We start from the raw sequence: 12,907 nt of genomic DNA on the forward strand, positions 1-12,907 counted from the left end.
AACGATTCCCACGCTGGACGGAAAGTTTGGACGCCTGCCATGGTAGCCTAGCAAACCATGACGACGAAAGACCTCGAACGCATACCTATACCGCGCGACAAGAACGATGACTACACTCGTGACGCTGCTGCTTTGCGGCGGGCGTTCGCAGAAGAACGGACTGGCACCGTTCTCGAGCACGTTGGTCAATACTCCTTCGATCCTTCGCTGCTCCCTGGAAACGTTGAAAATTTCACTGGCGTGGCACAGGTTCCTCTCGGGCTTGCAGGTCCTCTCCGAATTGCCGGGGAGCATGCGCGAGGCGACTTCTACATCCCCATGGCGACGACCGAAGGCACCTTAGTTGCAAGCTACAACCGCGGCATGCGGTTGCTCACGGAGTGCGGCGGTGTTAGGACAACGGTCGTCAAGCACAGTATGCAGCGATCTCCCGTGTTTGAGTTGAATAATGCCCTGGAAGCTCGCACACTAGGCGAGTGGATTGACTCTCACTTTAACAAAATCAGAGAGGCGGCCGAGGCTACAACCTCCGCCGGAAAGCTCGTCGAGATTAGAAACTACATCATTGGGCCGCTGCTTTATCTGCGTTTCAACTACACCACCGGCGATGCAGCCGGTCAGAACATGGTTGGCAAAGCTACCTTGGCTGCCTGCATTTGGATTCAGACCAATCATCCGCATCGCCCCCACTTTGTCTTATCGGGAAACATCGATACCGATAAGAAACACTCGCAGATGAACACGATCGAGACACGCGGGAAGCGCGTGATCGCGGAAGCAACCATCTCCGGCGATGTCCTTAAGCGCATCATGGGCGTAGACGCGGAGACGCTATTTCATGTGCGTCAGATCTCCCAGGCAGGCGCCTTCATGGCGGGTTCTTCGAATAACGGAGCGCACTCAGCGAACGGCTTGACTGCTCTCTTCATTGCGACGGGGCAGGACGTCGCCAACGTAGCGGAGTCTCAAGCCGCTATTGTCTATGCTCAGCTTCTCACCAATGGTGATTACTACTGGTCGATCACGATCCCTTCATTGGTCGTCGCAACCTATGGTGGTGGTACTGCTCTCCCCACGCAACGAGAGTGCCTCGATCTGGTCGGCTGTTACGGAGCAGGACACATAAACAAGTTCGCCGAGATATGCGCGGCGACAGTGCTCGCCGGTGAGATCTCGCTTAGCAGCGCGATCGTACGCGGGGACTGGGTATCAAGCCACGACCGCCTCGGAAGAAACCGTCCATAGACGAGGATCTTGGAACGAAGTGCCGCAGCTTCTCCGAATTGGACAGTTTGATCGGCTGGTTCACGGCCTTTTGCGAACCAGAATCCAGACCCTGTAAGAATCGTAAAAAACTAGTATTGACTAGAGTATCAAGTGTGGACTAGATTGATGCGGCTGCTAAGGGAGAGCCCATGTCATTGCTGCAAACGGAAGAGACAACACACGCAGTTGCTACCGAGACTGAAGATTCGGCGGCCATCGGGGAGTTGCGCGCGGCGTTCGAAGCCCAGCGCCGCGCCTTTGCCTTGGACCGGCAGCCGAGCCTGGGCGAGCGGCGGAAACGCCTGGAACAGATCATCTCCATGATGTTGACGAACCGTGAGCGGATTTATGAAGCTCTGAGCGCGGACTTCGGCGTGCACCCGGCTCCGATGGCCGAAGTGCTTGAAGTGCTCGCGGTGACTGCGCGGGCCGAGTATGCGCTCGCGCATCTCGAAGAATGGATGCAGCCGATGCCACGTGAAGTAGACCCCGCTTACAAAGGGGTTTTGGGAGCCGTGGTTAAGAGCCAGCCAAAGGGAGTGGTCGGCAACATTGCCCCGTGGAACTTCCCCTTTGAGATCGGTCTCGGTCCTATAGTCGACATGCTCGCGGCTGGCAATCGTGTGATGCTGAAGCCTTCGGAGCTTACCCCCGCCTCTGCCACGCTGATGCGGGAGATGGTATCTGCAACCTTTGCTCCCGACCTTGTCTACGTTGCGGTGGGTGGTCTGGATCTCGCGCGCGCTTTTACTGCTCTGCCGTTCGATCACCTGCTTTATACCGGCAGCTCCAACGTCGGCCGTCAGGTAATGGCGGCTGCAGCGCAAAACCTCACGCCCGTAACGCTTGAACTTGGAGGCAAATGTCCTGCTGTGCTGTTGCCCGGTAGCGTTACGCCTGAGTCGGTCGGTAGCGTGATCGGCGTCAAGATGATCAAGAACGGGCAGATGTGCGTCACGGTCGATCATTGCTTTGTGCCAAGATCGGACCTGGACACGTTTGCCCGGATTGCGACGCAGTTTATGGCGAAAGCCGCGCCCGATTATTCCCGCTCGGCCGCGTGTACCGGCATCATCTCGCAGCGCCACTTAGACCGAATGACGGACCTCCTGGCGGAGGCCGAGAACCGTGGAACTCGCATTGTGATGCTCGAGCAGGATGGGCTGGTAGATCGTGAAACTCGACGGATGCCGCTCTCACTCGTGATGGATCCCGCGCCCGACCTGCGCATGATGCAGGAGGAGATCTTCGGACCGATCATGCCCGTGATTCCCTATGACGAGGTTGAGCAGGTCATCGAACGCATAAACGCGAGCGACAGTCCGCTTGGGGTCTATGTCTACGGCGATGATGTTGCCACCATCGACCACATTCTCAACGAAACATCGTCGGGCGGAGGTGCTGTCAATGCATGCGCCATCCAGGCGGGTCTTAAGGCTTTGGCCTTCGGCGGTGTGGGTATGAGCGGGATGGGTCGCCACCACGGCGAAGAAGGATTTCGCGAGTTCTCAAACCAGCGTGGAATTGTTGTTCGTGGCGAAGGCCCACTCTTCGACGCATTCGTCTCGCCTTCTCAGAATTCGGCAGAAAAGTTTCCGGCGGCTAAGCGAAGCTGAACTCGTGATGGTGCGAAGACCGCTTGTGGCGAGGGCACGGTGCTCATTTCTGAACTCTGGCCTTCTCCCGATGCCCGGATCGGAACACAGCGGCTGGCCAGACAATTCAACGTCTTGGCTCTAAATTCTCTCGCTTGGCCTCTCTATCGTCAGAGCTGAATCGTGACGAAAAGAGCATCTCATCGCTCACCGCAAATAATCAGGCAGAACAAGCAGCACTGGCCCTCTCCTGTTTTGTATCAATGTAGCAGTTGGTAAAAATGAAGAAATCAGCACCGGATGATGAAGAAATTACTAACTGCTAATCAGATGGATACGACCCACAGTCCTGGGAATAGCAATTCGTCAGAGACGTTTGGGACGCAGAGTCACGTGCCTTCGAGCGGGCTTTCTTCGCCAGCTGACGGATTGGAAAAGGACATCTACTACCTCGTAGATCCAGAGCTCATCTCCGTTCTCCAGACGCGGCCACAACAGGAATTTTCGACAGAGTTACTGATGGAGGCCCGAAAACGTCCTCTCGTGGCACCGCTGCCAACACCATTCCCCCAACCGGTGATCCGCCACGTACCCGGAACGCCGGGCGCACCTGACGTCCGCGTCATCATCGTAGATCCGAATCCAGGTGCAGTGGGCCGTCCAGTCTTTGTCCATACTCATGGCGGCGGTTATGTCACGGAAAATACGATGATATATCCGCTCATCCAAACCATTGCACACGACTGTCATTGTGTTGTCGTATCGGTCGATTACCGTTTGGCCCCGGAGACACCCTACCCTGGATCGCTCGACGACAACTACGCAGCCTTACAGTGGGTGTATGACAACGCAGAGATGCTCGGGATTGACCGCAGACGCATAGCAGTCGGAGGTGAAAGCGCGGGCGGCGGTCATGCAGTTGCGCTCGCATTGCGGGCGAGAGATCGCAAACAGATTCCCGTCATGTTTCAGCTCCTGATTTACCCCATGCTCGACGATCGAACTGGAAGCACACAGGCTGTTCCCGACTGCGTGGGGCGCCATATTTGGACAGAAGCTTCAAACCGGTTTGCGTGGACGGCATTTCTTGGGGTACCCGCCGGATCGCCAGATCTAACGCCTGGTTCAGTTCCCGCACGGGTGGACGATCTATCCGGGCTGCCTCCGGCGTGGATCGGGACGGGTTCGATCGACCTGTTTGCCGATGAAGATATTACATTTGCCCGTCGGCTTATTGGTGCTGGGGTACCTACGGAACTGGCGGTCTTCCAAGGGGGGTACCATGGTTTCGACTTACTTGCGCCAGAAGCGGCGGTGTCGAAACGATTTGCGGAAGGCTGGAAATCAGCTCTCAAGCGAGCCTTCTCGAAAGTGTAAGGTCTGCTGTCGTAAGAGCGATAGCAATCAGGAGGCGAATCCCTCGGCACCGATATTTGGACTCCATATTGAGCGCCGGGCAAACCTTAGCCGGCCAAACGACCCAACACTTCGGTGCGAAAGCCGGCCAAGCGTCCGCCATCAACGACCAGGGTGTGGCCAGTGATGTACCTGCTTTGATCGCTGGCGAGGAAGTGATACACACCGACCAGATCATCAATTTCGGCGATTCGCCCGAGAGCCGAAAGATTTTTTGCGAGCGCGTTCAAGATGTGTCCCGGAGGCAACATGGGCGTTTTAACAGGACCTGGTGCGACCGCGTTGCAACGGATGCCGCGGGCACCTAACTCCACCGCAGCGGTCTTGGTCATGCTAATGATTGCCGCCTTCGTCGCGCTGTAGTCAAAGAAGCCCTCATTTTGCTGCAGACCGGCGACCGAGGCGGTATTGATGATCGAACCGCCGTCGCGCATGTGCGCAGGTCCATACTTCAAAATGTAATACGTTCCGTAGAGATTTAGATTTACCACGCTGTCAAGCACCTCTTCGTCAGAGTCGGTCAGGTGCTTGCCGTTCCCGGGTTTTCCGGCATTGTGAATGATGACGTCGAGCTTGCCAATAGATGTCTCCGCTTGCCGGAAGGCGTCGATCACCTTGTCGCGATCGGTCACGTCCACCTCAATGAAAATTCCGCCCGCATCCAACACAGATTGCGGAGGCGCCTGAATGTCGGCGATGATTACGCGCGCACCCTCCTGCACGCACCGGTAGGACGTTCCGAGACCTATACCTGACGAACCACCGGTGATGAAGATCGACTTGCCATGAAGGCTGAAGGGGGCTGAGGTGTTCACGATTTTCTCCTATGTCGAGGCCTGCACGCTTGGGTTTGAGCAAATTGTTTCGCTGGTGCATCCTTGCTAATAATTAGGCAAACTGGCGAAGGCGGTAACGGGTGGCATAGCGTTCGGATCAGCCAGAATGTCGATCAATACGGTTGTGTCAGCCGCCAGCGCTTCTCTGATTGTCGCTGCTATATCCTGAGCGCGCTCAAGTCGAATTCCCCTTACCCCACACGCTTCAGCGATGGCTGCATGGTCAACGGGTGTGAAATCGCAAACATTGGTATGACGTCCGAGACCAGCATCTTCAGCGTGCTTTTGGTAGCCAAGAACGCCATTGTTCATGACCGCAACCACGACCTTGATTCCGTGGCGACACGCCGTTTCCAACTCCGACCAGACATGGCCAAAGCCACCGTCGCCGACTATGCAGAAGACAGGCTTATCCGGATTTCCTATCTTGGCCCCCATCGCCAGTGGGAATCCCCATCCTAGACCGGCCTGCCCTCGCGGTGTGATGAAGCGGCGATTGAATTTGGCGGTAAGGAAGTTGGCAATCCATATTGACGAGAAGCTAGCATCTGCCACCACGATGTGATCTTCTGCGAGTTGCTTTTCGAGCTCGGCCATAAAGCGTTCAGGCCGAATCGGCGCTGCCTCTGATTGCGCCACACCAGCGATCTCTTCCTTATGGCGAAGCCTCGCCGTTGCGATAGTGCTTACGATCGCATCACGCGCTGACTGTCGTTTGCTCAGGTCTTGCGCGGCCATGGCCGAATTCAACGCGCTCAGAGTCAGCTTAGCGTCGCCATTCAGCCTCAATGCCTCATAGTTTCGACCGATCTCCATAGAGTCAATATCGATGTGAATGTACGTAGCTTCCCGGGGAAGCAGCTTCCAGGAGTCAGTACCATTTTGGTTGGTTCGATTGCCAATCAACAGGACAACATCCGCGTCGGTCACCATTGGTTTAACAAATTTGGCCATACCCCGCGTCGCCATGAAGTAGCCAATGACACCCATCGATAGTGGGTGTGTTTCGTCTACAGCGCCCTTGCCCATGGTGCTGGTTGCAACAGGCAGGTGGGCGATCTCCTGCAACTCACGTAATTCTTCTTGCGCTCCTGAGCCGATTACACCGCCTCCCGCATAGACGATTGGCGCGTTTGCATTGGCCAACAGCTCTGCTGCGAGCGCAATTTGTGCTTGCTCAGGTTGACTACGGTCCATCGGATAGCGGCCCAGATGCGCCTTTCGTGTTGCGACGGGTCTTTCTTCCCTCTCGGCCAGTAACTCCATGGATACCAGCAGAACTGCAGGACCAGGGCGTCCACTGGCAGCAGCGGTGAAGGCCATATCCACGTAGTCTTCAATACGGTCAGCAGTCGTCACTCGTCGAATCCACTTCGACACTCCCTTAAACAATTCCAGCTGGTCCAATTCCTGAAACGCATTGCGATCCTGAGTGCTAGGGCCGACATCCTGTACCAGGGCGATGATGGGAGTAGATGCGGAAAGGCACTCCGCCAGCCCGGGCACCAACAGGGTTGCCGCTGGGCCATTCTGGGCCGTGACGACCGGAACCTTACCTGTGGCCCGTGCGTAGCCATCGGCCATGTAGGTGCCCGAATTTTCCTGCCGATAGCCTATCTGCCGAATGCCCAAATCGTCTGCAGCCATTGTCAGTGCGGGTGGATTGCTTTGCCCAAACAGATACTCGACCCCATGTCGCTTCAGCGCGTTGGCGAATCGTTGCGGTGGCCGCAGCAGCAATGGCTTGTCACTCATGATCCCTCAACTTTTCTCGTATTGACTGTCTTATGCCGACTTCAGCGCATCACAGACGCCGACAGCCATCTCACCGCTATAACGAACTCAGGGCACAATTAGCACCTTGCAATGGTCGTTTGGTTTGCCGAGCTTCTCGAACATTGCGGATGCCTCGTGAAGGTTGACTGTAGCCGTTACAAGACCATCGACAGTCACTCGGCGCGCGGTAAGCATGCGTTGAACGAAGTGAAAATCGCTCGACACATATGCAACCGGAAATGTCATGCGCAGGCGCTTCAAAGCCGCAGAGACTACCGTAAAGTTTTCCGGTTGCATGCCAGTGCCTACGAGTACCAGATGCGTATTTGTCGGTGCCATCTCGATCAATTTGGCGATCATCGGACGGCCGACGCACTCGAAGATTACCGATGGTTTACGGCCGGTCTGACGCTCGTACTCTGCGACAGGATTGACATGTTGCGCTGCATCGATGACAAGATCGAATCCTAGATTGTGTGCCCGCGCCAAACGGGCGGGCACCATCTCACTGATGCCGATGTCACCTGCACCGAAAAATCTAGCCCACTTGGCAATTGCGATCCCTATAACACCGGCACCGACGATCAATATGCTTGCGCCCGCTTCGACATTGGCGGTTCTCCAGGCGTTCAAGCCGACCGCAAGAGGCTCGATCATGGCTGCGTCGTTGTCGCTGAGCACATCAGAGATCTTGATCGCTAATCCTGCCATACAAGTGGAGTATTCGGCGTAGGCGCCAGGCATCCGTGTATCGAATCCCTGCATGATGATCTGACTGCATTCCGCATAGCGGCCAGACTGGCACTGGGGACATGTTCCGCACGGTCTCGCGGGAAGCGCGACGAGGCGATCACCGATCTTCCAGCCATTGCTTCCAGGGCCGACCTCAACGACTTCGCCCGAGTATTCATGCCCGAGGACGTTGCCTGACTGCAACAAGCCGGATACTTCAACCGCATGCAAGTCAGACCCACAGATACCGCAGGCTTTGACCTTGAACACCAACCCACCTGGAAAGGCACTGGGTCTTGGAACGTCTGCAAGTTGTAAGGGCTGACCGACTTTGGCAAACTGCAATACTTTCATAATAAATTCCTCGACACTTCTGATAGCCAGTCTCAAAGTAACGTTGATAAGAACCGTCGATTAGCGTTCAAGTCCTCGAAAGCTGAATATTTCGATCGCGTTCATGAGCCGGTCGATCGTCAAGCCGTTGATCGAACGTGCCCATTTCCCGAGCCAGATCAGCATTCCCAACAGCAGTTGAACTACCAGTTCCGGCTCGCACTCAACAATGGAGCCGTCTGACATGCCTTCATTCAGAAATCTCACCAGGACGGCCTGGAGTCGGTCGGCCCACTGTTTGACTGTCTTGCGTTGAGCACTGTCGAGGTAGGAGTAATCACCGAGATAGAGCAGGGAGCCATTTTGTTTAGATTCGACGAGTAGGTTGCGGATGAAGTGCCGCAGCTTCTCTGCACCTGTGCCACCCGTCTCGTCGGAGGTCTCAAGCAGTTTTTGGGCTCGCTCAAGGGAAGAGCGATGGCAGGCGTAGGCAAGCGTCCGTTTGTCGTGGAAGTAGTGATAGAGCGTAGCGTCCCTCAGATCCAGCGCAGCCGCGATATCGACCATCGTGGCTTGCGCATAGCTCTTGGCATTGATGATCTCAATCGCTACGCGAATGATCTCTTCGCGCTTCTTATCCGACTTGCGGCTGTTCGATAGGGTCTTTGGGGTCTTCGTTTTCGAAATAACCATAGAGTTTGTATAGCGCCGTCCTTAATTACCTAGGCGCACCATGCATTCTGCCACATTTAGTGAACATTAGAAAAACTAATGTTGACTAGAGTATCAAGTTTGGACTAGATTGTCCGCCGTGTTGGGGAAGTTAGGAATTGACACGCGGAGATACCAAGTATGAGCTTAGTCAGGTCTGCGGTGAAGTTCGACAAGAACGACAAAAAGCAAGTGGCGAGCGGTCAAATTTGCAGCATTTTTTGCCGATTATTTCTAGCGTTGTTCGCGATAGGTTTGTGGTCAGTTCCTCCGGCCTGGGGACAGTCCGGCTATGCCACTGGAACTGTGCGGGGAATCGTCTTCGACGCGCAGGGCGCCGTAGTTCCAAACGCAACAGTAATGGTGAAAAACCCAGAGACTGGTACAACGAGGGGCACCGTGACTTCGCCGGACGGAACCTATCAAGTCTTGTCGCTGAATCCGGGGACGTACGCCGTTGAGGTTCATGCGCCAGGATTCAAGAAAGAGATTGCCGATCAGGTCGTGGTCACGGTCGGGCAAACCGTGGTTATCGACGCCCACCTGAGCATCGGAACGGCCAACGCAACCGTTGAAGTGACGGGCAACTCAGCACCGCTGATTGATACGGCTCAGACCCAGCAGGCAAACACAATCAATGATCGTCAGGAGGTCAACCTTCCTAACATTTCTCGCAACTTCGCTCAAACCATCTACACCCTACCTGGAATAGTCGATTCGACAGCACCATCGATTCAAGACCCTAACATCGGCACAGGCTATCAGACATCTGGCTTTTCAATCGGCGGCAGCAATGGACGCTCCAATCTCTTCACCATCGATGGCGGCCAGAATGACTACGGCTCCGGCGCACCCCGGGTAGCCCATGTGCCACAGGATTCGGTTCAGGAGTTTCAAGTGAACCGCAACTCCTTTGGCGCGGAGTTCGGATACACGGTGGGATCGGCCATCAACGTGATCACCAAAAGCGGCACCAACAAATTTCATGGCAACGCTTTCGGCTACATTCACGACGAGAATACGGATGCGGCAAATTACTTCAACAGTTTCGGTCCGTCGGCTGGCACGAAACCGTTTGAGCAAAGCGTCATCTACGGAGGGTCGTTCGGGGGGCCGATCAAGAGAGATAAACTATTTTTCTTTACATCCTACGAGCGGCAGAAGCTTGACAGCAATGTGACTGTCAACCTGGTAGATACCGCCGCTGCGCAAGGGGTCGCCGGACAGACAAACGGTTTTAATGGAACTTCCTGTCCCGCTCCAGTCACGCAGGCGTGCTATCTGACCCAGTTGGCCGCAACTGGTAGTTCGATCGATCCCCGCATAGCAGGCTTGGGAGCCTACTTTCTGGGATCGTCGATCTTTACACCGATCAAAGACCCCATCTACAACGCGCTGATATCTCCCAACAGCGGCACATTCGATGGAAATGCAAACGGAGCCGCTGTTCAGGCTCCGCCGAATCAACAGGGTCGATATAACAACTGGGTCACACGGCTCGATTACCAGCCTAATCAGGCAAACTCCTTCTCTCTGCGCTTCTCGCTATCGCGGGAGAGCAACCAGGTGACAGGGCCAGACGGAGTTCCGCGCTTTACTTCCATCGTTCAGGCTTTGCGTGATTACACGATCACTACCTCTTGGAACCACGTCTTCAACCCCAACCTCGTCAATACGGTCCGTGTCCAGGTGGTCCCGGATAACTCCTCCAAGAACGTCGCTCCTCATCCTGGCGGTGCCGAATTCGACCTGGGCAGTCTCGGGATTCAAGGCACTCCCTTCGACTTCCCATATAACCAACGCCAGAACCAGTATCAATTCGATGATGACCTCTCCTGGACCAAAGGCAAACACAACATGAAGTTCGGAGAGTCCTACCGTCCGGTGCAGTACGACATCTTCCAGGCCTTTTTGTTTGGAGGTGAATATGAGTACTTCGACGGAGCAATTCCGATCATCGATCTCTACGGGGCGACTCCCTACGGAAACCTGCAAGAGTCCGTCGCCGCCTTCAACCTAACGAACGGCTACCCGATAACCGGACCGCCCACCACGAATCTCAGCGCCTCTCAGTTGTATGTTGTTGGCCTACCCTTGGCTTTGCTGCAAGGATCGGGAAACGGACAGTACAACGCTACAACCAATCCAATTGGGTTCTATGCTCAGGATTCCTGGAAAGCTTTGCCCAACCTGACCCTGAACTACGGCGGCCGGCTGGACATCGATCCGGTGCCGGATAACTACCCCACGCACACATTTTTCTCGCCACGCTTAGGGGTCGCGTTAGATACCTTTGGCAACGGGAAAACAGTTCTGCGTGCAGGTGCCGGCCTGTTTACCGCTCCGGTGCTTTTCATCGTACCGTTTACCTCGACGACTCTAAGCGGCAACGCTAATCATGTCTATGCTTCTGTCGTTACTGCTCCAAACCAAATCGGCCAGTTGGAGGGCGCGGGTGCGCTCGAACGAAGCCTCGCGACAATCGCTAATCCCAACCCGGCACTCAGTCTAGGGCAACTGTCATCGTTGGGCATCAACATTGTGCCTTCGGGACCCAACCAACAAAACGGCGCCTTCTTCTCCGTGTCGCCTAACTTCAAGGCTCAATATTCCCTCCAGGCCAGCGCCAGCATAGCGCAGCAACTCGCGCCGAACCTCTCGCTTGAAGTTGCCTATCAGTTTTATCGCGGTGTGCATATCCAACAGATTCAGGAAGCGAACTATATACAAAACTCAGCGCTCCCGATTGATCCATTTGTGGGACCCTTCTACACCCCAAAGCCTGGGTCAACGAACGGCCAACCAAATACGCAGATAGTAGAGAACGATCAAACGACATCCGACGGAAGCTCGAACTACAACGGCCTGACGACATCGCTCACCAAACGCTACGGCCGGGGCCTGCAATTCCAAGTGAACTACACCTATAGCAGCGCCCTGGATAACACCAGCGACTTTAGCTCGCAGAGCACCCCATTCCGGCCCGGCTTGTTGAATCGCGATTATGCTCGGTCATCTTTCAATATTACGAACAGCTTTGTCGCCAACGCAGTGTACACAAGCCCAGCACGTATCGGCGGAAGCGTGGAATCCGCGCTGCTTTCGAATTTCACGATCGCGCCGATCGTCTCGGTGCGCAGCGGCGTCCCTTTCACCATCCTGGTTCCAGGAATCGAGTCTAACGGAACGAGCGGCCACACCAGTGAAGCGCGTCCTTTCAACGAAGAACGCAACCAAGGAAAAGGGCCGGGCTATGCAAGTTTTGATATGAGGATATCGAAAGCCATCGTGCTCAAAAAAGACTCCAGTCTGCGTCTTGAACTGATTGCACAGGCGGCAAACATTCTTAACCACACGAATTTCACCAGCGTTCAAAATATTTTTCCGAATACGGCAGTCACCGATCCAACGACAGGACTCACAACGTCTGCTGTTGCTTCGACCCCGGAAGGAAATGTGAATCTCCTCAACGGACCGTATAACTACAAAGGCTTCCGACCCAACGGGCCGTCTCAACTGAGCGACCCCTTGGCATTTGAATCTTCCGCTCCTCCGCGGCAGATTAGCTTCGGCATGGAGCTTTCATTCTGAGAGACTGCGCGAAGAAGATCGATGCCTTAGCTGAAAGAATGTCGGGTGATCCATGTTGAATCGTCGAGAAGATCTGCACGAGGCAGTCGCGAAAGGAACGCCAATGCATGGTAGTGCAGCTAATTACTTGGCCGTTGAAACTGCAATGAGTGGTCTTTGTAATGCCATTCTGAATCTCGCGGCTGCGTTCGTCCTCTTTCACGGACGCGGTAGGGTACCCGCAACCGGTTCAGGCAGCCTGCTTATGGATTCGATCGGCGAAACTTTTCTGGTGACTGGCCTCAGCGTGTTGGTTCCTTCACTGATAGCACGACATCGCAGGCGCGCCGGAATTCTTCCCACATACGTGGGTCGCCAGACCACCGCTACCGGCAATCCTTATGTCAGGGCAATCGTCATGGGCCTTCTTTTCACCTGTCTCCTCGTCCCCTGCAATGCGTTCATATTTCCGCGGATCTTCCCCGATGGCGTTAGCTTAAGTAACGTACTCCTCTTCAAGACTGTCTACGGAGCGGTCATTGGCTCCATAGCAACGTTGCTGGCTCTCTACCGCGCTCTGGGCTAGGAGGCGCCGATGCGCCCAAGTCGCGGTTAGCACTCGCACGCTGTGCACGTCATTCAAGTCGAGTGGTGGTCTTGGATCTTTCCGCC

9 protein-coding genes are annotated in these 12,907 nt (G+C 55.1%); 5 read left to right on the forward strand and 4 right to left on the reverse strand.

The features are described 5' to 3' along the window. Positions 1-57 precede the first annotated feature (57 nt). From RBB77_RS17385 to RBB77_RS17395, 3 genes are all read left to right on the forward strand, one after another. Entirely contained in the window at positions 58-1,245 is a 1,188-nt protein-coding gene (locus RBB77_RS17385; RefSeq protein WP_353062999.1) for a hydroxymethylglutaryl-CoA reductase, read from the forward strand. 170 nt (positions 1,246-1,415) lie between these two features. Next, complete coding sequence (locus RBB77_RS17390; protein WP_353063000.1) at positions 1,416-2,882, forward strand: aldehyde dehydrogenase family protein; 1,467 nt, start codon at positions 1,416-1,418, stop codon at positions 2,880-2,882. Between the two features lie 279 nt (positions 2,883-3,161). Then, a complete protein-coding gene (locus tag RBB77_RS17395; RefSeq protein ID WP_353063001.1) occupies positions 3,162-4,238 on the forward strand; it encodes an alpha/beta hydrolase in 1,077 nt (358 codons plus the stop codon). 86 nt (positions 4,239-4,324) lie between these two features. Here the strand turns inward: RBB77_RS17395 and RBB77_RS17400 are convergent, their stop codons facing one another. The 4 genes from RBB77_RS17400 to RBB77_RS17415 form a co-directional block, all read right to left on the reverse strand. Next, a complete protein-coding gene (locus RBB77_RS17400; RefSeq protein WP_353063002.1) occupies positions 4,325-5,092 on the reverse strand; it encodes an SDR family NAD(P)-dependent oxidoreductase in 768 nt (255 codons plus the stop codon). Positions 5,093-5,158: 66 nt separating this feature from the next. Further along, entirely contained in the window at positions 5,159-6,868 is a 1,710-nt protein-coding gene (locus tag RBB77_RS17405) for an acetolactate synthase catalytic subunit (protein ID WP_353063003.1), read from the reverse strand. 87 nt (positions 6,869-6,955) lie between these two features. Then, positions 6,956-8,011, reverse strand: coding sequence for an alcohol dehydrogenase catalytic domain-containing protein (locus tag RBB77_RS17410; protein ID WP_353063004.1), 1,056 nt, complete (start codon positions 8,009-8,011; stop codon positions 6,956-6,958). 24 nt (positions 8,012-8,035) lie between these two features. Then, positions 8,036-8,647 (reverse strand): TetR/AcrR family transcriptional regulator, encoded by a 612-nt coding sequence (locus RBB77_RS17415; RefSeq protein ID WP_353063005.1) that lies wholly within the window; start codon positions 8,645-8,647, stop codon positions 8,036-8,038. A 159-nt stretch (positions 8,648-8,806) separates the two neighbouring features. On the opposite strand from RBB77_RS17415, the gene RBB77_RS17420 reads away from it, so the two are divergent. Further along, positions 8,807-12,256 (forward strand): TonB-dependent receptor, encoded by a 3,450-nt coding sequence (locus tag RBB77_RS17420; RefSeq protein ID WP_353063006.1) that lies wholly within the window; start codon positions 8,807-8,809, stop codon positions 12,254-12,256. A gap of 145 nt (positions 12,257-12,401) precedes the next feature. Beyond that, entirely contained in the window at positions 12,402-12,821 is a 420-nt protein-coding gene (locus RBB77_RS17425) for a hypothetical protein (RefSeq protein ID WP_353063007.1), read from the forward strand. The last annotated feature ends 86 nt before the right edge of the window (positions 12,822-12,907 follow it).

The organism is Tunturibacter psychrotolerans, assembly GCF_040359615.1.
In the GTDB taxonomy this organism is placed as follows: domain Bacteria; phylum Acidobacteriota; class Terriglobia; order Terriglobales; family Acidobacteriaceae; genus Edaphobacter; species Edaphobacter psychrotolerans.